Here is a 22,433-nt window from a genome sequence, read left to right as displayed (position 1 = left end):
TATCATGTTTGTCAACTTAAATTATTGACGGCAAGCAGCCTGATTTATTAGGATGCCGACATTCAATGGAAAGAATGCTGCCTTAGATAGGGATATACCATGGGAAAACCTGCCGCCGTTCTCGGCTCCTATCACTCCTGCCCCGCGAAAACCAGCCGCGTACCCCACGTTGGCGGACCTGCGCTCGCATCGTCCGCGGACGTTTTCGTCGGTGGAATGCCTGTCGCCTGCCTTGGTGACGCACTCGTTTGCGTCGGTCCCCCGGATAGCATTGCCGCAGGTTCGGCATCGGTAACAGCAAACGGCAAACCGATAGCCCGAGTCGGTGACGCAACCAGTCATGGCGGCAGACTGGTTGCGGGCAACCCTACCGTGCTGGTGGGCGGATGACCGGATGTCACTAACGACAGATCTGTCAGATTCCACTCCCGCGTATTTGCAAAGGACTTACCCGTGGAAACCAAACTGAAGCGAAAGGATGTCGCGTCTTCCCAGCCAGCCAATGATGCCGAGCAGAGCTTGACCGCACGTGGGCCCAGCAAGCACAAACGGCTTGGAATGGTACTCAAGCAACGCTACAGAATCGTCTCTCTGATCGCGTCGGGCGGCACAAGCGATGTTTACAAGGCGACGGACCTTTACCTGGAGAAGGCGGGAACGCGCGATGCCTGGGTGGCAATAAAGATTCTTCGTAGTGAGCTTATCCGCGACGCCGGTGCGTTGGCGCTACTCGCCCGTGAGACTGCAAAGTCCAAGCGCCTGTCCCACCCCAATATCATTCGCGTCCAGGACCTGGATCACGACGGCGATACATGGTTTATGGTGATGGAGCTGCTTGAGGGAGAGCCGCTTTCACGGGTTGTGCAGCGAGCGAAACCGCGCGGGCTGCAGTGGAAGGGGGGACAGGCTGTTCTGGAACAGATCGTGTCTGCGCTAGCGTTTTCCCACCGTAGTGGGGTAATTCACGCCGACCTGAAGCCGTCCAACATTTATGTCACGCGGGAAGGCACGATCAAGTTACTTGATTTTGGTGTGGCGCATGCTCTCGCCCCACATCAGCCGCAGGATTTCCTCAATCCCCATAGTGACGATGAAACGACCATCTACGGATATACCCCCGCATATGCATCTCCATCGCTGATCGCCGGACGCGACCCGACGGAGGAAGACGATCTGTATGCGCTGGCGTGTATTGCCTTTGAACTGCTGTCGTCCAGGCACCCTTTTGGTCGTAAAAAGCTCAGTCAGAGCGAACAGTCCACCTACCGTCTGGAACGCCCACAAAACATGCCCCGACGCGTTTGGGCGATAGTTCACGGCCTGCTCCGGGCGGAAGCGCAAGGACCTGACCTGGATGCTTTTCAAGCGGCACTGATGAACCGGCATTGGGAACCAGTACTTTACTCTGCCGGATTGGCAGCCATGCTCGTGTTCGCTGCTTTGATCTGGCATCAGGAGAGCAGCCGTGCATTAAAGGCAGAGGCGCAACTAACGATTTACAATGAACAGAAACGTCACGTGGAACGCATCAAGGGCGAGTCACCCGGCCAATTGCTCGCGTCCGTCCAGCGCCTTCCACCCCTGGAGCGGGCTGGCCTACTGAAACTAAACCAGAAACGGATCATCGACCACTACCGGGGCCTCGTTAAGCAAACGCTGCAAACGGCCCCGCGCCCGGATTTACCCAACATCCCCGGCGCTCTCGAGGTGCTGGCACGAGCCCTCGCCCTATTCCCCCAGAACCAGGTTCTGTTGCTACGCCAAACCCAGCTTCAGCAACAGAACGCCTCTCTGCAGGCCGCGCTAAAGCAGGAGATCGAGGGGGCTCTTGAACACGGAGACTATCGTTCCTTTGAGGCGCTTGAAGAGCTCAAACGCCTTGCGGGCGACCTCGAATTCCTTGATGCGCAAGAGTTGGCTCCGGCGCCCGCCGCTCTAGCCAAGTTCCAGGCTCAGTTGAGCGAGGCGCTCGCCGATAACAACGGAGCTGAATTGGCCCGCCTCCTGCAGGTAGCTGATCTCTTCCATTCGGAAACACCAGAGCTGCAGGAGCTGCTTGGAAGAGCCCGGGAAATGGAGGGCGCAGTGGCGATGCTTGGCGCATATCACCAGGCACTGGCCTCAGGCGCCAAAACTCCCTTTCCGGAAAACGCAGCTGCAGAGTTCTACGCCGACCATTTGACTCGCTGGCATGCGGCTATAGATGGGGCGGCTAACAGCCGTACACTTGATGGAGTGTACGCCGAATTCATTGTACATCAGCAGGGAGTGCCAGCGGCATTTCGCCCATTCTCGGACCTCAGGGAAAAGCTTGCAGACGCCTATGTTACCCAGGCCGAGAATTTACTCGCGAAGAACGGAACAAGACAGGCCAAGCCCTTGCTAAAGAAGGCGACACAGCTGATGCGTCAGAACTAGCGGGCGACGGCTTTGAAGGACACGAATCCACCTGACTCCGTTACCGATTCTTCGGCGTCCACGCCCAGACCATGGTGATGATAATCGGCTCGCGCCCGTCGCTGTCATGCAACTCGACCGGAACCGTCGTCTCGCCTTTTTCACTGCTACGGATCAGTTCAATCTGTTTCGGCGTCAGATGTGCAACTACGCGCATTTCGCCCTTGGCAGCGCGCTTCACGAACTCGCCGTTTACGGTCTTGATCACCGGGACGCGGCTGTCGGGCAGGTTGAGCCCGACCAGGAAACCCGTTGCGGACTCGGCAATCAGCATGCTGGCTATGGCGTGTACGCTGCCAATGTGATTCTGCACCCGCTTTTTGTTGGGGAGGCTGATAATACAACGGCCAGGTTCCAGCACTTCCACCCGAATCCCTGTTGTTCCGGTATAAGGGACCATGCGGCCGAAAAAGGTCGAAAGCGCACGCTTTCGGGCGAATGACGGCAAGCGATTCATGGCGTCGACGATTCGGCTGAGCTTGTTGGGCTGGCTCATACGGGGGGTCCTTGCAGTAACGGCGAGATTGAAAAAGAGGCCGATAGAGTACTCGATTTCACAAAAATAAAAAGTTTCACCTCAGGCGCTTGCCGATTTTAACCGCAGCAACACAAGACCGGTATACTCTTGCTTCCGTTACAGCCCGATCTCATACAGAGGATCTACTATGAGCGACCTGAAGAAGCAGTTTGACGAGGCAGTTAGCTACATCCACAACGCAGAAGGTGACTTCCAGCCCTCGAACGATCTGAAGCTGCAGTTCTATAGCCTGTACAAGCAAGCCACCGAGGGCGATGTGAACGGCAAGAAGCCAGGCATGCTCGACGTGGTCGGCCGCGCCAAATACAGCGCTTGGGAGAAGCAGAAAGGCAAGTCTTCCGATCAGGCGATGCAGGACTACGTTAATCTGCTTGAAGAGCTCAAGCGTAAGCACGGCGGCTGAAAACCGTTCAGTAAAACGGGCGATGCGATAATCGCCCGTCGGTGACTGAAAAGGCTTATTTTCGTTTTGTATCTGTTGCAGAGTTGAACTAGACTCCGCTCGAACAAAAACAAGAAGCCTTGCCAGGAGAAGTGAATTAATGAAAGAAATGCTTGAGCAGAGTCAGCCCGGGCTCTGGCGACGAGTCAATAGAGTGGTTCGATCCCATCATCTCTCGTCCAGAACTGAACGTTTGTACTTCCATTGGATCGCGCGGTTCGTTGTCTACCATGACATGCAGGATCCGACCTCGCTCTCGAGCTCGCATGTAACCTCTTTTCTGACCCACCTCCGGGACCATTGGCGGCTGTCCAGAGCGCGAATCAATCAGGCTCTCATGGCTCTGGCATTTCTCTATGAGGATGTTTTACAGCTCCCACAGACGATCAGCTTACCGAGTGAGCCTGAGCTGTCTCCCGCGCTGAGCTAACAACAAAAAAGAGCCTGACCGACAAGGCGAGGCTCTTTTTTTGAGGCCATTGCTGAAGCTTAACGTTCAGTCGTGCTGAACTCGTAAAAGTCGTAGGTGCGATTTGAAGGCAGCGGGGCCATATTGTACGAGTTGCCGAACTCAATCCCGGGGATGCTTTTCGGGTTCTGGTAGTTGATCTCGACATTCAGGGAAAAACGGTTGAACCCCGCGCGGGCGTCGTCCAGCGGCATCATCATTGGGTCGGCGAAAGGCGAGTAATTATCAGCAAGCGGGCCGGTGCCTGGCTCGGGGCGATTGTCATCAATAGGTACCAGGCCCCCTTCAATAACAGTTTCTGCCAGCGCTTCCTGCCCCATAGCTTTAAAGGATATCGTATCCATTGTGCTTCGCTCTGCTGCGCCGCGTGACTCCTGCCCATAGGCGGTGCCGGCCAGTAACAGGGTACTGAGCATTACTGTCCATTTTGTGCGCGCATTTGAACTCATCATGGCATACCACCAATTAAAGACTGCCTGTGTGTAACCCATAGTTACATTTTGCCTATTTTTTGTCCAACAAAACGCGAACACCCGCACGGTTTGTTACTGCTCTATGTTACTCGCCCACCAACGCCGGGTAACGGATTTCGATAATAGTCCACTCACGGCTACCTGTTGGGGTTCGGACTACCACTTCGTCATCCACTCTTTTGCCCAGGAGAGCTCGCGCCATCGGCGAGTTGATACTGAGGTAGCCTCGACTCAGGTCAAACTCGTCAGAACCGACGATGCGGTAACAGTGCTCTTGCGCCGCCCCTTCGGGTGAGACTTCCTCCACCGTGACCCACGCGCCGAAGAACGCCCTTGTCTGATCATCCGGCAGGCGGTCGACGACCGTTAGTGCTTCCGTTCGCTTTGTCAGAAATCGGATTCGCCGGTCAATTTCCCGGAGCTGTTTCTTGCCGTAAATATATTCGGCATTTTCAGATCGATCACCTTGCGCTGCCGCCTCTCTCACCGCCTGCGTGACTTCCGGACGCTTCTCTTTCCACAGATATTTCAGCTCTGCCTTCAGCGTGTGGAAACCCTCAGCTGTTATGTAGCTTGGCCCACTGGCTTTATCAGGTCCCGGTTTTGTTCGGATCACAAACTGCGCTCCAATGGTTATCGCGTATTTGAAGGTGCTGGACCTGCAAGATGGGCTTTCCAGGCTATCCCGAAGACGCGCGCACACAGGGTGAAGATAACAGCGAACTGGAGCAGGACGGAACCGGTCTGTGGCAGGATGCCGACAGGGCGGCAAAAAAAGACCCCACTGTAAGGGGTCAATGCTAGCGCTGTCTTGGAGGGAGCAATATCTGTGTGAACACAGACCAGATTTGGTTGTTGCCACAACCGGAAACCTGAGAATCCAGTTTAATCGGAAGGCGTTACTGACCAGTGTCTCGCCAATTACCTTCTCTTTAAGTGTCGCCAGCGCGTGTTTTTAGGTTGAGAATTCTAGAGGCACAGATTAGTTTCGTTTATCAACTTCCTTCCGCCTTACCCTGCATGGGAACGCGGAGTTTGAGTAAGCTCATTTACAGATGGGGTACGCCATGAACATGAAACCGTTACTCGACATAGCTTTGGTTAGATTTGATCAGGTCGGCTATCAGCTTGATGATTTTGGCATCGCCAGCAATATCAATCGTCACCAGGTTATTGCTTACCTTATGGCTGAGCAGAAGCGTCTGGAAGGCGAAGTCGACAGCTTGAAAGCGCGAATTGATTTTCGTCGGGTTCAGGTTGAGCGCATTGTCGGCAGCATCGAAAAGACTGCCCGGAACGGGCTAGACCTCGCCTTGTGGCCCGCACGCTTTACCCTGAGCACACTGAAAGGCATTGCCGGCCAGTCCTGAGCCGGCAATGTCCCGGTCAGACGCCTGTTGAGGCTCAAGCATGCCTAGCTGGCACTCGATGGGGGCGTCGAGGGCGGGCCCCCGAGGTTTTCCTTCCTCCGTTCCCGTCCTGCTGCCAGCGGTGCCTGAAGCACTCGCTTACGGCGCTCCTTACGGTATCTTGGAAACTCAAGACGAATTTTCAGCCCCGGCATAGTGTCGCCGGGCCGGGCGTCGCTCAGCCGGATAACGCCCCGGTGCATGTCGACCACGGCGCGCACAAGACTTAGCCCCAAACCGTTTCCCGGCAGTGAGCGACTCTTTGTAACCCGGTAGAAGCGCTGGAATACCTGATTCTTCTCATCGTCCGGAATACCGATACCACTGTCGGAAATTTCCAGCACAGCAGTGGTCGGATCACCATCTACCCGAATGGTTATCTCGCCGCCGAACGGGGTGTATTTGATCGCGTTGTCGATCAGGTTGCTGGCGACCTGGAACAGCAGATCCCGGTCGCCCTCAACCTCGACTTCCCGGTCCACTTTGAAGTGAAGCTGCTGTTCTTTGTCTTCAGCGACCGCGCCGTAGAGTTCAACCGCATCCTCAAGCAAGCGTCCGAGTGCCACAGGCTCAGCATTGGTCAGGCGACCCCCTGTCTCAAGGCGGGCAATGCGAAGGAGCGCATTAAACGTAGCTAACATCTGGTCGGCTTCAGCGACAGCACTGGCCACCTGGTCCCGCGCCTTGTCGTCCGTAACGGAGAGCAGCGTGTTTTCCAACTGGGAGCGTAACCGCGTCAGCGGGGTGCGCAGATCATGGGCGATATTGTCGGACACATGGCGAATACCCTCCATCAGGTGCTGTATACGATCCAGCATCTGGTTGAGATTGTCCGCCAGTTGGTCGAAATCGTCGTCAGTGCCGCGGGAGGGTATGCGTAGCGATAGATGGCCGTTCATGATGCGGCGCGCTGTGAGGTTGATTATCTCGATGCGACGTGAGGTGGTTCGACTGAACATGATGCCACCAGCCAAGGCCAGGGCCAGTGTCACACCCATGCCCCAGTTCATGGCGCGCTCTATCAGGCTCTTGAGAACGGCAAGCTCTTCGATGTCGCGGCCGACCAGAAGCCGCAAACCGCCCTGGACTTCAAAAACGCGGGCACGGGCCAACCTGGGCTCGCCTTCCCAGCCAAGCCGCTCGTCCAGCGTAAAGTTTATCCAGCCGCTACCTTCCAGCTCGACATCAGGCCAGTCGGAAAGGTTACCAGCCAGGCGCAGGTAATCCTCTGTCGTGAACAGATAGAGAGACATGGCATTGGGATCGCGGGCGACGCGCTCGCGGATGATACTGATGAGGCCGTTTACACCACGGCTACGGTATTGCTCCGCCAGCCCGACGATCTCGGCTTCGATGGTGGCGTCAGTCTGTTCGCTGATATAGCCGGCGGTACGCCAGTAGATGAACGCAAGCAGAATAAAAACAGACGCTGCAAATACAACCATGTATAGCAGCGCCAGCTGAAAGGTAGAGGTCCGGAAGAGACTAAGTTTCTTCACGGAGCATATACCCGGCACCCCGAACCGTATGCAGCAAAGGCTTATCGAATCCCTTGTCGATCTTCGAACGCAAACGGCTGATATGTACGTCGATAACGTTGGTCTGGGGATCAAAATGATAATCCCAGACTTTCTCCAGAAGCATGGTACGCGTTACCACCTGATCGGCGTGGCGCATCAGGTATTCCAGAAGCCGGAATTCCCGGGGCTGGACATCAATGTTCTGGCCAGAGCGCTTGACTGTACGCGCGAGTAGATCCATTTCCAGATCTGCAACGTTGAGGACAGTTTCAGCCTCAGAGGTCTGCTTGGAGCGGCGCGCGAGTGCGTCCATACGGGCCAGCAGTTCGGTGTACGAGAATGGCTTGGTAAGGTAATCGTCACCGCCTCCCCGCAGACCTTCCACCCGGGCATCAACATCGCCGAGAGCACTGAGGATAAGAATAGGGGTCTGATTGCCTGTGGCACGGACGGTCTTGATAATGTTCAAGCCATCCATTCCCGGTAGCATGCGGTCTATGATCATTACATCGTAAGACTCACTGGCAGCCATCATCAGGCCATCTTTGCCGTCGGCCGCGTGGTCCACGACAAAGTCGGACTCCCGGAGCCCTTTTACCAGATAGGATGCAACATCCTGATCGTCTTCAATGACTAATACGCGCACCTTTCCCTCCGGCTGCGATGATGAGGTAGTAGAAAACCTGGAGTTTCTGACGTTCGATCTGCGAGGATCTATCGCTATCGTTTCCATAACGAACAGGTTACGAACCTCTACCCGACAGAGCCAGTTACAAGTTCGTAACTGCGGCTCCATGTCGCCACTATAGACAGATAAACATTAAAACACGTAGCCCAGGCAGTATGCGCCTCTATGCCAAAAAAACATACCGCTCAATTTAGCCAAGCGTTAAACGCGACCGACTTATAAACAAAAAGCCGCACATGGTGTGCGGCTTTTTGTTTTCCAGCAGGTTTATCACGGGTTACGCCGCGGCTGCCCCTACTTCACCAATTGCTTTGCGGATTTTCTTCATGGCATTTTTCTCAAGCTGCCTGACCCGCTCTGCAGAGATGCCGTACTGAGCCGCGAGATCATGCAATGTCGCCTTGCCTTCGGACAACCAGCGCTGACGCAGGATATCCTGGCTCCGTTCGTCGAGCTCTGCCAGTGCTTCCATCAGGCGCGAGTTCGAGTCCTCGGTCCAGTCCGAATTCTCCAGCATGACCGCAGGGTCGTAGCGGTTGTCCTGGATCGAATGGGCGGGCGCCTGCCAGGCCGAGTCATCGTCGTCATCAGCCGGGCCGTCAAATGAAGCGTCCTGCGCTGACAGCCGCCCTTCCATCTGCCGGACGACTTTGGGTTCAACCCCGAGGTCTTCTGCAATCGCGTTCACTTCGGCATTATTCATCCAACCCAGGCGCTTCTTGGCACTGCGGAGGTTGAAGAACAGCTTGCGCTGAGCCTTGGTGGTCGCCACTTTCACGATCCGCCAGTTACGCAGAATGTACTCGTGGATTTCGGCTTTGATCCAATGTACGGCAAAAGAAACCAGCCGCACTCCAAACTCGGGATTGAAGCGTTTTACGGCTTTCATCAGCCCGACGTTACCTTCCTGGATCAGGTCGGCCTGGGCAAGACCGTAGCCAGAGTAACTCCGGGCAATATGGACGACAAAGCGCAAGTGGGACAATACCAGCCGCCGTGCCGCATCGAGATCTTCGTCCCGCTGCAGACGTTCGGCCAGATCGCGTTCTTCCTCTAGAGTTAAAACCGGAATCGCGTTGGCAGCCTGAATGTATGCTTCCAGGTTGCCCCCCGGTACCAGTCGACTGACCAGCTGCATACCTGTTGCCATATTATCTCTCCACTGAATATTGATTACCTATCGTACCACTTTAAAAAACTGCCGGACAAAGAGCGACTAAGTTTACACCCATATTCCGGAATGATTGCAAGCACTGCCGTTAGTCTACTGCGCTGACCTTTCAGTCTGCACTCTAGCCTGCACTAGGGCGCCAGGCTATCAGCTGGGTATGACTCGGGAACTGTCAAAGAGTTCCCTTCCCGGGCCCGGCTCAGGTTGGCTCTATCGCCTTGAGATGCCGTTTTACCGCAACCCACGAACCAAGCCACCCCAGACCCACCCCGACCAGCAGCAATAGCAGCCCCGATCCGAACGGTAATCCCTGCAGGCTGAAACCGCCGCCATAAAGGGCGCCAAGCTGCTCGACCGGACCGCCCACCCACCAGAACGCAATTTCGACCAGCCACCAGGCCACCAGCGCGCCGCCCAGCCCATACCAGACGCCAGTATAGAGAAAGGGCCGCCGGACAAACGCATCGGTTCCACCTACCAGTTTCACAATCAGTATCTCATCGCGCCGGCTCTCGATAGCCAGACGAATAGTATTGCCGATAACCAGTATGACCGCCGCGGCCAGAAGCAGTGAGAGAGCCGTAACGCCCCGCTGCAGGATATCGGCGATGGTGTTGAGCCGCTGGAGCCACTGCAAATCGACCTGGACCTGATCCACACCGTCGATACCGCGGATACTCGTGCCCAGCCGGCTCAGATCGTCCTGACTGCGGTAAGTGGCCGCAGGCGTGACAACCAACGTATGAGGTAATGGGTTCTGATCGAGGTAATCCAGGGCGTTCCCCAACCCGGACGATGCACGGAACTCCGCCAGCGCCTGGTCCCGTGGTATGAACAGTACCGTTTCGATCCCATCACGTAACGCGAGCTCCCTGCGCAGTTCGCCAGCGGCCGACTCATCCACACCCTCCGCCAGGTAAACGTTGATACGGGCCGCGTCTTCCCAGCCCTGTGCCACGCTCTGCAGACTCCCCAGCAACAGCATAAGACATACCGGCAAAGCCATAGCTATGCCCATAACCAACCAGGTCATGAGGCTGGAGAGCGGCGACTGCAACATGCGCCTGCCACTTTCGCCGGCGGTTTTACGGTGGTGGGCCAGGTAGGAGTCCAGCGGATCCCGCCAGGAGCGGAGAGCGCCGGCGCCACGGGCGCCTGGTTGCTGCGCCCGCCTCTCCCCGGGTGCGGGGCTTTTCCCGGTACGGCTCACCCGGCGCTCAGATGCCATAGAGACTGTTCTCCCGGGGCATAAAGTCACCAGAGCGTAGTTGGCCATTAGCGAGCGTCATGACGCGCCGGCCCAGGTGCCGGATCAGGGCAATGTCATGACTGGCTATCAGCACGGTAACCCCAACCTGGTTGAATTGTTCGAACAGATGCATGATGTCCGAAGACAGCTCCGGGTCAAGGTTACCCGTAGGCTCATCCGCCAGCAGTACCGGCGGCTTATTGACCACCGCCCGGGCAATGCCGACACGTTGCTGTTCGCCGCCTGAAAGCTGCACCGGGTTGAGCCGTTCCTTGCTCAACAATCCCACTTTGTCGAGCGCCGCCCGCACCCTCCGCCCGACTTCTCGCGGCGAAGTACCCATCACTTCCAGCGGCAGCGCCACATTGTCAAACACGGTACGGTCAAAGAGTAGCTGGTGATTCTGAAACACAACGCCGATATGGCGGCGGATATAGGGAATCTGCCGGGCCGGAACACGGTCCAGGTATTGGCCGCCCACCAGTACCCGCCCCTCGCTGGGCCGCTCCATCAACATTACAAGCTTCAGGAGCGTGCTTTTACCCGCACCGGAGTGCCCGGTGAGAAAGGCCATTTCGCCGCGCTGGAGGTGAAAAGTCACCCCTGCCAGCGCTTCATGTCCGCCCTGGTACCGCTTGCATACATTCTGGAAATGGATCATTCGAGTCCAAACTCTGCTGGGCTTGATTTGCCGGCTTGCTGCCTGCGCCAGGCGTGGGGCCGGCCTTGGTGATTCAGACTAGCAGAGATCACGTCAGTTCAGTCGAACAACGCCTGCACGAACTCTTCCGCCTCGAATGGGCGGAGATCATCAACCTGCTCGCCCACGCCAATAAACCGTATAGGCAGCTTCAGCTGGCGCGCTATTGCGAAAATGATCCCGCCTTTCGCCGTCCCGTCCAGTTTGGTGAGGGTTATCCCCGTCACGCCGACTGCCTGCTGGAATACCTGGGCCTGGCTCAAGGCGTTCTGGCCGGTGCCGGCGTCCAGCACGAGCATGACTTCGTGCGGTGCGGACTCATCGAGTTTTTTCATGACCCGCACCACTTTCTGCAGCTCAGACATAAGATTGTCTTTATTCTGCAGACGTCCTGCGGTGTCGGCGATAACGACATCGGCTCCGCGCGACTGACCTGCCTGAATGGCATCAAAAATAACCGAGGCACTGTCCGCGCCTTTCTCCTGCGCGATAACCGGGACGTTGTTGCGCTCACCCCATACCTGCAGCTGCTCCACCGCCGCCGCACGAAAAGTGTCACCCGCTGCCAGCAGTACGGATTTGCCCTGCCCCTGAAAGCGCTTGGCCAACTTGCCGATCGTGGTGGTCTTGCCGACACCGTTAACGCCGACCATCAATATGATGTAGGGCTTCTTGCCAGAGTCCAGCTCCAGTGATTCCGAACTGGGCTCAAGCAGGTCCCGAAGCTCTTTTTTTAGCGCTGCGTGAAGTTCGTCGGCATCGTTCAGCTGGTTCCGCTCCAGCTTTTGTGTCAGCGAATCAATGATCTCTGTCGTCGCCGTCATGCCCACATCGGCGGTCAGGAGCAGCGTTTCGATGTCTTCCAGGAGCTCATCATCGATGCTCTTACGGCCCCGGAAAAGGCCCGACAGGCTCTCGGCGAACCCGGCGCGGGTCTTACCCAGGCCCTGCCGGATTCGCTGAAAGACACTGACCTGCTCCGGTGGCTCGACCGCCACGGGGGGCTGCGGCGGCTCGACCGGGACCGGGGGCTTCTCTGCCGCAGGCACAACTTCCCGCTGCTCTGGTACGGCTTCCCGCTGGTCTGGCTCGGGCTGGCGCTCAAGCTCGGCTTGTTCATCGGGCTTTCGCTCCAGCTCGCGCTGGGGCACTGGCACTGGCTTGGGTATAACACTCCGCCGCGAGATTAAGTCGAAGACGAAGACAAGTACCAGTAGTGCCAGAATGCCTATATCAAGCCACTGTTCTAGTGTCATGGAATTCAGTCCGTTGTCGTCAATGAAAAAAGAAGCGGTATTCTAACAGGCTACTCAGAAAGATCACGGCGGTTGGTGAAGGGGCGGGAGCCGGCGTAACATAAGCGCGTCGGCATCGCGGGCCAATGCTGGCACATGTTCGAGCTCACGAGCCGAGACTATTAGATTTCACAAGCGGAGACCCCTATGGCTCGCCCTCCTTCTCGGCCCGCGCGGGCTGCAAAACAGCACACCGCTCGCCAGGAGTCCAAGCTCCGCCTGATCGCTGGCGTTTGGCGAAGTCGCAGGCTGACTTTTGAGGAAATCCCGGGCCTGAGACCGACCCCCGACCGGGTCCGAGAGACGCTCTTCAATTGGCTGGCACCAACCATTGCAGGTGCACGCTGCCTCGACCTTTTCGCCGGCAGCGGCGCTTTGGGCCTGGAAGCATTGAGCCGGGGAGCGAGCGAAGCTTTCTTTGTCGAGTATGATGCGTCCGCCGCCAGGATACTCAGAAAAAATCTGGAGCTGCTCGGGGCCACGACCGGGCAGGTCTGGACCGGTGACGCTTTGCAATATCTGGCACAGCCGGCAGCCAGACCTTTCGATATTGTCTTTCTGGACCCACCCTTCAGAGCAGGTTGGCTCGACCGCATTTTACCGCTGCTGGAAAGCGGCAACTGGGTCGCACCGGGCGGGTATATCTACGTGGAATACGAAAAAGAGACCGCACCATCAACTCTGCCGACGACATGGATCAGCCACCGTCAGAAAGAGGCCGGCCAGCTCCGCTATCAACTGTTCCGCAGAACGGCACCTTAAAGACAGGAATAAAAAAACCCTGAGCCGGTGGCCGGCCCAGGGTTGGGATACGCCAGCGCCGATCAGGCCGGGCGCAGGGAATAGCTTCGCAGCTGTGCGGCAAACTCTTCGAGATAACGGATGCCACTCTGTTCAGCCTGACGGCACCACTCCAACAGCGCCTGCATGCGATCCTGAGGACGCAGCCCGGCCCGGCGTTGCCAGATCAACTGCAGCTCGTGGCTTTTCTCGTAGATGGTTCTGATCGCAGCGTTGTCGCGGAGCAGGTTATCGAGCCGCTCCCGTTCTTCAGGCGCAATCAGACTTGCCTCCCGCGTGAGCAACTTACGTGCGCGGTTGTAAAGCTGGCGCCCTTCTCCGGAAAGCCGCTCCCGATGCTGGCGCAATACCGGAAAAAGAACCTGACGATGATACTGGCGTAGCACCTGAAACCGCGCGTTGGCAATGGCCTGCACTGTTTCAAGGTCAACTTCATGCTTCCCGGGAATCTGGTGGGCAATAGGATTGATGCTTTTGGGTCGGGCCAGCCCAAACAGCTGGAACAGCCTTATCCAGGCCCAACCGATATCCAGCTCCCACCAGCGGCGGGACAACTTCGGTGAGTTCGGGAACGTGTGATGGTTGTTGTGCAGTTCTTCCCCGCCGATCAGTATACCGATCGGGAAGATGTTCCGGGCGTTATCGGCGCATTCGTAGTTGCGGTAGCCCCAGTAGTGACCGATCCCGTTCACCACGCCTGCGGCCCACACAGGAATCCACATCATCTGGATCGCCCAGATCCAGATGCCGTGCACACCGAACAGGGCGAGATCAATTGCCGCCATAAGAATTACACCCCAGGTGCTGCGAGGGGTATAAAGGTTGCGCTCAATCCAGTCCTCGGGCGTACGCTGGCCATAGCGGGCGCAGGTTTCCTCTGTCGCCGCTTCGGCATACAACTCAGCCCCTTCGAACAGAACCTTCCGGATACCCTTGATTACCGGGCTATGGGGGTCATCTTCTGTTTCACAGGTCGCGTGGTGTTTGCGATGGATCGCAGTCCACTCCTTTGTCACCGTGGCCGTTGTGAGCCAGAGCCAGAACCGGAAAAAATGTGCCAGGGCTGGATGCAGATCAACTGCGTTGTGCGCGGAGTGGCGGTGCAAATAAACTGTCGTGCTGACAATCGTGATGTGCGTAAGGGCTAGTGCGATTAGCACTAACTGCCAGACCGGAAGGTCAAGCAGACCGTAAAACCCCATATTTTGTCCTCTTCGGGGAAATTGCAGGGCCGGATTCGCAAAGGCAAACCGCGGCAATACTTTGAGTATAGCGTATAAAGCCAATCTTAGCGTACAAGTGTGCGCTGAACAACCAACGCTTCTGCGCTCTCCTTATAGGGGGATCAAGCGGCCGTGGATCGAGTGGACACCTTGTACGGGCTGGAAGTTCATCGCTGGTGACCAGTTAGACCTCTGCTTGCTGAAGAGGTTCCTGTCGCTCGACTGCATTTCACATCGAGCGCTTACGACCATGCTCCGTTCACGCGTGGCCCACCCAGACACGGCTCGACTAAAAGCAGCGGCTCGCCAGTGAACCTTTAGCGCTTTGGGCTCAGACACTAGACTGGGCAGGCCGAAACCTGCCGAAAGACGATCAGGAGTTTCTCATCAGTGCCAGAGCTACCGGAAGTTGAAACAACCCTGCGGGGCATCCGCCCCCACCTCGAAGGGCGCAGGATCAGCCAACTGCACGTGTTCGAGAGCCGCTTGCGCTGGCCCATCCCGGCAGATTTGCCAGCTCAGATTGAAGCAGCGGTCGTTGAACGGCTTGAACGGCGCGGAAAGTACCTGCTTTTCATGACATCCAGGGGAACGATGATTGTCCATCTTGGCATGTCGGGCAGCCTTCGACTCGAGCATCCCCATACGGCCACCCGGAAGCATGACCATGTCCAGGCGGACCTCACGCCCGAGCTTTGCCTACGCTTCAACGATCCGCGTCGTTTCGGGGCCTGGCTCTGGACGGAAAACTGGCGGCAGCATCCTTTGCTACGCAATCTGGGTCCAGAACCACTGGGACCAGACTTTAGCGGTAGTCATCTGTTCAGCGCCAGCAGAGGGCGAACCACGGCTGTGAAAAACTTTATAATGGACCACCACCAGGTGGTCGGTGTCGGCAACATCTACGCGGCCGAAGCTTTATTTCTCGCAGGAATACATCCCGCCCGGGCAGCAGGCCGTATCAGCCGAGCACGCTACGACATCCTCGCCGACAGTATCCGGACTGTTCTGGGCAACGCCATCGAGATGGGCGGAACCACATTGCGCGATTTCATCAACACGGACGGTAACCCCGGCTACTTCAAACAATCTCTCCGCGTCTACGGCCGTGCTGGCCAGGCCTGCCTGACCTGCGCCTCGACCCTCAAAGCGTCGCGACTAGGCCAGCGGGCGACGGTTTACTGTACTCGGTGTCAAAGATAGTTACCGTTTGGTTAATTTTTATCCACTTTTCGGCTTCCGCTAAGCCAAGGATTTCTTTGGCGAACTTCTCGCGTTCACAATTGTCACACGAATCGTAACTTTTTATATCAGCAAAAAGTCTTTTAAAATATAAGAATATGCTGACCTGTTAAGACTATTCCTCAGGCAGACTTGCACAATTCGAACTACACTCTGATTTACCCGCGCAGAAGCCCGGCACATTACCCCCCCAGTCACCGGACGGCCACTTCCATCGCCAGTCGAACGTGGGTAAGGGGCCAGGTGTCTTCAGTGCAGCGCCATTGCGATGGCGCTGCGTCAGACCGGTAGCGCCCGGTCCCGTTTTCTTGCCGCTGCGTTCGCGGAGCGGAAAATCTGATCCAGGAGTTACACATGTCGTCCAGCCTGACCCGCACCCTGACCGCAGCTTTTCTCACTGTCGCGCTTTCCTTGACTGCGAGCGTGCAGGCCAATACTGTCGAGGAAAAGCCAACAGCGCTATCAATGACGGGTGACGCTATATTTGCCCGACCCGCGCTGCTGGCTATGACTGCCGTGGGTGGCGCGGTCTATCTGGCATCCTTGCCATTCTCACTGATCGGCGGCAACGCTGGTGAGGCCGGAGACGTGCTGTTTCTTGAGCCAGCCAAAGCGACTTTCGTGCGCTGCCTGGGCTGCACCATGGCCGGTCGTCACGATGGTACGCTGGTCGAACAGAACAGCGACTGACCGGGCTTCCAGGGAAAAACCAGCAGGAAAACTCGACAGGCATGGTGAACTGGGCGCAAATAAAGACAGTCCTTCTGGACATGGACGGCACCCTGCTGGACCTGCACTTCGACAGCCACTTCTGGCTCGTGCATCTGCCCCGCCGCTACGCCGAGATTCACGGCATGGAGCCAGTCTCGGCCCGCGAAGACATCATGCGCCTGATCGGCGCCGAGAAAGGAACCCTGAACTGGTACTGTCTGGATCACTGGAGCCAGCGACTGGACGTTGATATTCGCAAGCTTAAGGAAGAAGTCCGCGAACGTATTGCTTTTCGACCACACGTGCCCGCGTTTCTCAAGCAACTGCGAGCCCAGGGCCGACGCCTGGTGATCGTGACCAACGCCCACCATGGCAGCCTGAGCCTGAAGCTCGAGTCGGTCGACCTCGAGCCGCTGGTCGACCGGATCTACAGTACACACTCTTTCGGTAAGCCCAAGGAAGACCCAAGCTTCTGGGCAGATCTACAGAAGATCGAACCCTTCGGCTTGTCGGACACCCTGCTGATTGACGACAGTCTGCCTGTACTCGACAGCGCCCGCCGCTTCGGCCTGGAACATTTGCTGGCGGTGCTGGCACCGGATAGCAAAGAGTCACCACGCACCGCGCCAGGCTTCCCCGGCGTTCAGCACTTCGATGAGGTCTGGCCCGGCGAAGCGCTCCGATAAGCCGCCTCCAACGAAAGCGCGCCTCTTTCCTCCTACCCCCCTACCGGCGTTATACTGCATCGAAACGGCCTAACTGTTGTCGGAGGAAAAACCTCAATCACTGCCATGACTGACACTCAGGAGCAACCGCAGGTCCGGCTGGACAAATGGCTCTGGGCTGCACGGTTTTTCAAGACACGAAGCCTGGCCAAAGGCGCCATAGAAGGCGGCAAAGTCCACTATAACGGCCACCGGACAAAGCCCGGTAAAATTGTCGAGGTTGGCGCAACTGTTCGCTTACGCCAGGGCTGGCAAGAGAAAAGCGTAAAGGTGGTCATGATTTCTGACCAGCGTCGGGGGGCACCAGAAGCTCAGCAGCTCTACGCAGAGACCGACGAGAGCCTGCAGAAACGAGAGGAAGATGCATGGCAACGCAAATCCCTGCAGGCCTCCCAACTGCCACCTGCGCGCCGCCCCAATAAAAAGCAGCGCCGGGAAATCCAGCGCATCAAGCATCAGACAGGCGAAACTGAACCACCACTCTAGCTGTGCTCGCCGGTTCCGCCCGCTCTCCCACGCTCCAGTTTTTCGGATATGTCCATGGCAGATTTTTCAGACCAGTTCCAACGTTTTATCTTCGAACACGGCAACATCCGGGGCGAACGAGTGATGCTGGACGCCAGCAGCCGGGAAGCCCTGGGCAAACGGGACTATCCCGCCCCTGTTGCACAAATGCTGGGTGAGAGCCTTGCAGCCGTGGTACTCATGAGTGCGACCCTGAAATTCGAGGGCCTGCTCTCGCTACAGGCGCGCGGATCTGGCTCTGTGAGCCTCCTGATGGCCGAAAGCAACCACCAGCGACAAATCCGGGGGTTGGCCCACAGTGAACCCGAAGTGGGGCCCGGAACACTGGCCGAGCATTTAGGTGACGGCCGACTCGCGATTACGATTGAACCGCGTCATGGCCAACGCTATCAGGGGGTCGTGCCGCTTGAGGACGAGACGCTCAGTCAATGCCTCGAAAGCTACTTTGAACGTTCTGAGCAGCTGGCGACGGCAATAATTCTGGCCTCTGACGGCGCGCGTGCCGGGGGTTTGCTACTACAGAGATTGCCAGGCGAGTCGGCGCCCGACGGAGACTTCTGGAATCGCCTGACGCTTCAGGCCCGGACCGTGACAGCGGATGAGCTTCTGCTCCTGGACGCCGAGACGCTCCTGAGACGGCTTTTCCCCGAGGACGCTGTACGCCTGTACCCACCCGAACCTGTAGTTTTCGCCTGCAGCTGCTCCCGCGAGCGCACAGCCCAGGCGCTTGAGGCGTTAGGCGAAGAGGACTGCATTGCGCTTCTGGACGAACAGGGCGTGATTTCCGTGGACTGCCAGTTTTGCCATCACCACTATGAGTTCGACCGTCAGGATGTGACGGTGCTCTTCCAGCAGCCGCCGCTGCACTAGGAAACGTACTGCAGCCCATGTAGCACAAGGGTTCCCGCGCAGTCGCCTTTTATTGTTCAGTCTGGCATAATAGCGCGCCTGCAAATAACGATTCTGTTCCCAGGCTGTCTCCCTTTTGCGGTGCGCCGCCGGACAGTCCATAGAGACATCGAGGTCGAAGTGAGCAACACTTATACAGATCTGGGCGCGGCGCAGTTAGTAGAACTTGCGCTTGCAAGAGGTGAAGGCAAGCTGGCGGATAACGGCTCCCTGGTGGTAAATACTGGCCACCGTACTGGCCGGTCGCCCAAAGACCGCTTCATCGTCGAAGAGCCTAGCACGGCGGATTTAATTCAGTGGGGCGCAATCAATCGTCCTTTCGACGCGGACAAGTTTGACGCGCTCTGGGATCGGGTAGAGGCATACATTGCCGAGCACGACAAGTTTGTATCTCATCTTCACGTCGGTGCTGACCCGGAACACTATCTGCCGGTAAAAGTGACTACCGAGACTGCCTGGCAGAACCTGTTCGGTCGCAATCTTTTTATCCGGCCGGACGCGTTCAATCCCGCCGACAAGCCCGCCTGGCAGGTGCTGAATGCCGCAAACTTTGTTTGTGAGCCTGAGCGCGACGGAACCAACAGCGACGGCTGCGTTATCATCAACTTTGCCCGACGCAAAGTGCTGCTGGCCGGCATGCATTACGCCGGCGAAATGAAGAAAGCCATGTTCTCGGTGCAGAACTTTCTGCTGCCAGAAAAAGATGTGCTGCCCATGCACTGCTCCGCCAATGTCGGCGACGACGGTGAGACCTGCCTGTTCTTCGGCCTTTCCGGCACCGGCAAAACAACCCTTTCAGCTGATGAAGAGCGCTATCTGATCGGCGATGACGAGCATGGCTGGGGCAAAGGCACCGTTTTCAATATAGAGGGCGGCTGCTACGCCAAGTGTATCGACCTCAGTAAGAAAAACGAGCCCATCATCTGGAAAGCGATACGTTTCGGGGCGATTGTCGAGAATGTCGTGCTGGATGGAACAACACGCACACCTGACTACACCGACACTTCGCTCACCGAGAACACTCGCTGCGCCTATCCGTTAGAGCATGTCGAAAAGCGTGTAGAGAAAAACCGGGCTGGCGAACCTAGCGCCGTCATCTTCCTCACTTGCGACATGACCGGCGTGCTGCCGCCGGTTTCTCTTTTGAACAAAGAAGCTGCGGCCTATCACTTCCTGAGCGGTTATACGGCGCTGGTAGGCTCAACGGAAATGGGCTCGTCATCCAAACTACGCGCTACGTTCTCAACCTGCTTCGGTGCCCCGTTCTTTCCGCGCCCAGCCGGCGTGTACGCAGAACTTTTGATGAAACGTGTAGAGGAGTTCGGGAGCCGGGTCTATCTGGTCAATACTGGCTGGACGGGCGGACCACACGGCGTCGGTAGCCGCTTCGATATCCCCACAACCCGGGCCATCATCAACGCCGTTCAAAGCGGTGTCCTGGCCAACGCTGAAACCGAACACCTCGCCGAGCTTAATCTCGACGTCCCCAGGTCAGTCCCCGGTGTAGACGACAAACTGCTGAATCCGCGTAACACCTGGAGTGATCCTGCAGCATATGACGAAGCTGCCCAGAGCCTGATATCACAGTTCGTTGAGAATTTCGAAAAGTTCGACGTTGCTGATGCCATCGTCGCCGCCGGTCCCCAACCGGTTGCCGTCAAAGCCTCATAAGCTCCAGGAGCTGCTGTATTGCAGCTCGGCTCTAACAAAAAACCCGCAGCGTCTCACTGCGGGTTTTTTGTTGCCCCCTCCTTTCATTTTTAGGCCAGGGCGGGCAAATGCTGTTAGGTGGAATAAGATATTCCGTTAAAGGACCTGCGCTCTAGAGATAGACCAGCAGCGGCACAAAAGCGACCAGAACCAGCGATATCCCCATCACGATCAGCGGCATGAGGATGCGCTCATGCCGCTGATAGAAGGTATCCCCTTCGGCCAAAGCGGCACGGACCTCGTCTTCTCCCACGACCTGCCGGGTCAGCAGGTGATTCAGCGCCACCGGCGGGCTCAGATAGCCCAGCTCGAAAGCCACCAGGGTGACCATCCAGAAGTGAACAGGGTCGATACCGCTCTGGTAGGCGATGGTGGCGACCGTCGTACTGACCAGGATGACGGCACCGAAGGCATCCATGATCATGCCGAGCATGACGAGCACACAGACCATGAGCGCCATGGCCATCCAGGGGCTGGCGAAAGACTCCGGGAACAGCCCCATGACTCCAGCGCGCTCAATCACACCCCCAAGGCTGACGGACAGACCGAACAGCAACAGCAGCGCGCCGATCTCACCCGTCGTTTCATTGGTAGCCTTGCGGATCCTGGGCTCGAGTGCTTCAACCTCTTCGTCTTCGGGCCGCAAGCGGCGTTCGTGTCGACTACGGATGCTCTCAAAGATCAGAATCCCAAGCATCATCACGGGCAGAATACGCGGCGCCGAAAATTCATCCATTGAGACATCAAGCAGGTAGCTGTAAACCAGCAGAACGCCGATAACAATCAAGGCATACGGAAGCAGGCTTCTGGCTGCAGCCAGGGAAGCTGGGAGGGCCACGCGCCATGGTGCCAGCTTGAATGTCCCTTGCCGGTTAAGGGTCATACTCACCAGAAGAAACACACTGACCGTGAGCAGGAAAACCCAGATGCCCCAGCCAAACAGAAGGTCGGTCGTCACCTCGCGGTTAAGGTAGGCAATGATAACGACCAGCAGACAGGGGCGTAGAACGACCCCGAGGGAGCCTGACATCGCGGTGGCCGCCAGCGCTAGCTGCCGCCTGGCACCAGCTGACCGAAGCTCCGCGTAGATAACAGCCCCTGCCGCGATAACGAATATGCCGGAGGCGCCGGTGTAGGCCGTCGGGATCGCGGCCACAGCCACAGCGACCGCGGCCAGGAGTTCGGGCGGCATCCGCCAGGGACGGAAGATATCGAACACCAGACGCGCCAGGCGCGTGTGCTTCAGCATCATGCCCACCCAGACGTAGAGCCCGATGTTGAGGAACATGTCGGACAGTTCCATCATCTTGTCGAGATAGATACCGATCCCTGCGCTATGCCCCAGGAATGCGAAATAGCTGCCGGAGATCAGACACATCGTTGTATATAGAGGTACCGAGAGGAGTGCGTGCCCGAGGTTGCCCTGAACAGGAAGGCCGGCGGGTGGGCGGAACAAGCGGTAACAGCTGACGAGTGACAGGAAAAGAAAACCGACTATCCAGACGTCGTGAAGGATTTCCTTATCCAGCGTAACTATGCCTCCGCCGGCATGAGCCTGCTGTCGGTAGAACCAACTGGACAGCAGCAGCATGATATTGGCGATGGTTTGCAGGAAGAAGGAGACTTTATGGTCGAGCTGGGTTTCCATGCCACGCATGGCGATATGGTGTCGCTTGAAGGTGGCTGTCGCAGCGCAGATAATCAGCAGCAACGCGAGCAGATAGCGTTGAGATGAAAGGCCCAGAGCGACGACGTCCGCCATCGCCAGCTCAACCTGCCGGTAGGCTACCAGAGCCGGTGTCATGCGACCTTGGAGGCTCTCAAAGGTCGCATGACGATCGGCGCAGCGCTGGCGTGCGCCTTCTATGGACTGGCGCAGGGTGTCCGGGTCGAGCGCGTCAGGCTCGATCAGATCACTGATTAGACCGCCGCCCGACGACTCCTGCATGCGACGTGCGATCTCGGCTTCGACGTCGATATCAGGGTCACAGCGCGGCAGCTCAGGATCGGCGCGAAGCTGGTAATAGTCCTGCCACAACACGTCCCCGAGTTGCAGCATACGGTTGTGTAAATCGCTACCCGTCGCAAAAACAACAACGGCAAGCAGCAGCACACAGGCAGGGAGCGAAGAGAACCATTCCAGCCCCGAGCGCCTGGTGGAGGAGCGTTCAGACAT

Annotated in this window: 23 protein-coding genes; 12 read left to right on the top strand and 11 right to left on the bottom strand. The window is 57.3% G+C overall.

The features are described from left to right. Positions 1–99: 99 nt before the first annotated feature. Together soil367_RS01430 and soil367_RS01425 are read left to right on the top strand one after the other, a co-directional pair. A complete protein-coding gene (locus soil367_RS01430; protein ID WP_136546209.1) occupies positions 100–390 on the top strand; it encodes a PAAR domain-containing protein in 291 nt (96 codons plus the stop codon). A 63-nt stretch (positions 391–453) separates the two neighbouring features. Continuing rightward, positions 454–2,418, top strand: coding sequence for a serine/threonine-protein kinase (locus tag soil367_RS01425; RefSeq protein ID WP_136546207.1), 1,965 nt, complete (start codon positions 454–456; stop codon positions 2,416–2,418). Positions 2,419–2,458: 40 nt separating this feature from the next. Here soil367_RS01425 and soil367_RS01420 read toward each other — a convergent pair whose 3' ends face one another. Then, positions 2,459–2,953, bottom strand: coding sequence for a DUF4442 domain-containing protein (locus soil367_RS01420; protein WP_136546204.1), 495 nt, complete (start codon positions 2,951–2,953; stop codon positions 2,459–2,461). A gap of 169 nt (positions 2,954–3,122) precedes the next feature. Between soil367_RS01420 and soil367_RS01415 the strand changes: the two genes are divergently transcribed. Both soil367_RS01415 and soil367_RS01410 read left to right on the top strand, forming a co-directional pair. Continuing rightward, on the top strand, positions 3,123–3,398 hold the full coding sequence (locus soil367_RS01415; RefSeq protein WP_136546202.1) for an acyl-CoA-binding protein: 276 nt from the start codon (positions 3,123–3,125) through the stop codon (positions 3,396–3,398). Between the two features lie 139 nt (positions 3,399–3,537). Beyond that, positions 3,538–3,867 (top strand): site-specific integrase, encoded by a 330-nt coding sequence (locus soil367_RS01410; protein WP_136546201.1) that lies wholly within the window; start codon positions 3,538–3,540, stop codon positions 3,865–3,867. Positions 3,868–3,926: 59 nt separating this feature from the next. Here the strand turns inward: soil367_RS01410 and soil367_RS01405 are convergent, their stop codons facing one another. Next, entirely contained in the window at positions 3,927–4,358 is a 432-nt protein-coding gene (locus soil367_RS01405; protein WP_136546199.1) for a hypothetical protein, read from the bottom strand. A 106-nt stretch (positions 4,359–4,464) separates the two neighbouring features. Beyond that, positions 4,465–4,995: a transcription elongation factor GreB gene (gene greB, locus soil367_RS01400; RefSeq protein ID WP_136546197.1), complete on the bottom strand. Its 531-nt coding sequence runs from the start codon at positions 4,993–4,995 to the stop codon at positions 4,465–4,467. A gap of 451 nt (positions 4,996–5,446) precedes the next feature. Between greB and soil367_RS01395 the strand changes: the two genes are divergently transcribed. Further along, complete coding sequence (locus soil367_RS01395; RefSeq protein ID WP_216642755.1) at positions 5,447–5,749, top strand: hypothetical protein; 303 nt, start codon at positions 5,447–5,449, stop codon at positions 5,747–5,749. A 44-nt stretch (positions 5,750–5,793) separates the two neighbouring features. On the opposite strand, the gene soil367_RS01390 is transcribed toward soil367_RS01395, so the two are convergent. The 6 genes from soil367_RS01390 to ftsY all read right to left on the bottom strand — a co-directional run bounded on the left by soil367_RS01390 (position 5,794) and on the right by ftsY (position 12,372). Beyond that, the gene (locus tag soil367_RS01390; protein ID WP_136546195.1) at positions 5,794–7,287 is read right to left on the bottom strand and encodes a sensor histidine kinase; all 1,494 of its coding nucleotides are present in this window, start codon (positions 7,285–7,287) and stop codon (positions 5,794–5,796) included. Continuing rightward, on the bottom strand, positions 7,274–7,954 hold the full coding sequence (locus soil367_RS01385; RefSeq protein WP_136546193.1) for a winged helix-turn-helix domain-containing protein: 681 nt from the start codon (positions 7,952–7,954) through the stop codon (positions 7,274–7,276). Before soil367_RS01385 ends, soil367_RS01390 begins: the two co-directional genes overlap by 14 nt. A gap of 319 nt (positions 7,955–8,273) precedes the next feature. After that, positions 8,274–9,146 carry an RNA polymerase sigma factor RpoH gene (gene rpoH / locus soil367_RS01380; protein WP_136546191.1) on the bottom strand — a complete coding sequence of 291 codons (873 nt, stop codon included), beginning with the start codon at positions 9,144–9,146 and terminating at the stop codon, positions 8,274–8,276. 220 nt (positions 9,147–9,366) lie between these two features. Beyond that, positions 9,367–10,395, bottom strand: a complete 1,029-nt coding sequence (gene ftsX, locus soil367_RS01375; protein WP_136546189.1) for a permease-like cell division protein FtsX — start codon at positions 10,393–10,395, stop codon at positions 9,367–9,369. Beyond that, a complete protein-coding gene (gene ftsE, locus soil367_RS01370; RefSeq protein WP_136546187.1) occupies positions 10,385–11,077 on the bottom strand; it encodes a cell division ATP-binding protein FtsE in 693 nt (230 codons plus the stop codon). The genes ftsX and ftsE overlap by 11 nt, the downstream gene beginning before the upstream one ends. A gap of 98 nt (positions 11,078–11,175) precedes the next feature. Next, positions 11,176–12,372, bottom strand: a complete 1,197-nt coding sequence (ftsY, locus tag soil367_RS01365) for a signal recognition particle-docking protein FtsY (RefSeq protein ID WP_136546185.1) — start codon at positions 12,370–12,372, stop codon at positions 11,176–11,178. Between the two features lie 186 nt (positions 12,373–12,558). On the opposite strand from ftsY, the gene rsmD reads away from it, so the two are divergent. Then, entirely contained in the window at positions 12,559–13,173 is a 615-nt protein-coding gene (gene rsmD, locus soil367_RS01360; RefSeq protein WP_136546183.1) for a 16S rRNA (guanine(966)-N(2))-methyltransferase RsmD, read from the top strand. Between the two features lie 62 nt (positions 13,174–13,235). Here rsmD and soil367_RS01355 read toward each other — a convergent pair whose 3' ends face one another. After that, positions 13,236–14,414 carry a DesA family fatty acid desaturase gene (locus soil367_RS01355; RefSeq protein WP_136546181.1) on the bottom strand — a complete coding sequence of 393 codons (1,179 nt, stop codon included), beginning with the start codon at positions 14,412–14,414 and terminating at the stop codon, positions 13,236–13,238. Between the two features lie 411 nt (positions 14,415–14,825). Between soil367_RS01355 and mutM the strand changes: the two genes are divergently transcribed. The 6 genes from mutM (at position 14,826) to soil367_RS01325 (ending at position 20,218) form a co-directional block, all read left to right on the top strand. After that, the gene (gene mutM / locus soil367_RS01350; RefSeq protein ID WP_136546179.1) at positions 14,826–15,638 is read left to right on the top strand and encodes a bifunctional DNA-formamidopyrimidine glycosylase/DNA-(apurinic or apyrimidinic site) lyase; all 813 of its coding nucleotides are present in this window, start codon (positions 14,826–14,828) and stop codon (positions 15,636–15,638) included. 393 nt (positions 15,639–16,031) lie between these two features. Continuing rightward, complete coding sequence (locus soil367_RS01345; protein ID WP_136546177.1) at positions 16,032–16,367, top strand: hypothetical protein; 336 nt, start codon at positions 16,032–16,034, stop codon at positions 16,365–16,367. Positions 16,368–16,408: 41 nt separating this feature from the next. Continuing rightward, a complete protein-coding gene (gene yrfG, locus soil367_RS01340) occupies positions 16,409–17,074 on the top strand; it encodes a GMP/IMP nucleotidase (protein ID WP_136546175.1) in 666 nt (221 codons plus the stop codon). Positions 17,075–17,179: 105 nt separating this feature from the next. After that, positions 17,180–17,599 carry a ribosome-associated heat shock protein Hsp15 gene (gene hslR / locus soil367_RS01335; RefSeq protein WP_136546173.1) on the top strand — a complete coding sequence of 140 codons (420 nt, stop codon included), beginning with the start codon at positions 17,180–17,182 and terminating at the stop codon, positions 17,597–17,599. Positions 17,600–17,653: 54 nt separating this feature from the next. After that, a complete protein-coding gene (gene hslO / locus soil367_RS01330; RefSeq protein WP_136546171.1) occupies positions 17,654–18,508 on the top strand; it encodes an Hsp33 family molecular chaperone HslO in 855 nt (284 codons plus the stop codon). A 159-nt stretch (positions 18,509–18,667) separates the two neighbouring features. Further along, positions 18,668–20,218 (top strand): phosphoenolpyruvate carboxykinase, encoded by a 1,551-nt coding sequence (locus tag soil367_RS01325; protein ID WP_136546169.1) that lies wholly within the window; start codon positions 18,668–18,670, stop codon positions 20,216–20,218. 151 nt (positions 20,219–20,369) lie between these two features. Here soil367_RS01325 and soil367_RS01320 read toward each other — a convergent pair whose 3' ends face one another. Continuing rightward, complete coding sequence (locus soil367_RS01320; protein WP_136546167.1) at positions 20,370–22,433, bottom strand: TRAP transporter large permease subunit; 2,064 nt, start codon at positions 22,431–22,433, stop codon at positions 20,370–20,372.

It is taken from the genome of Hydrocarboniclastica marina, assembly GCF_004851605.1.
GTDB lineage: Bacteria > Pseudomonadota > Gammaproteobacteria > Pseudomonadales > Oleiphilaceae > Hydrocarboniclastica > Hydrocarboniclastica marina.
The sequence above is the reverse complement of the archived record's forward strand: the minus strand, read 5'-3'. Positions and strand labels throughout refer to the sequence as shown.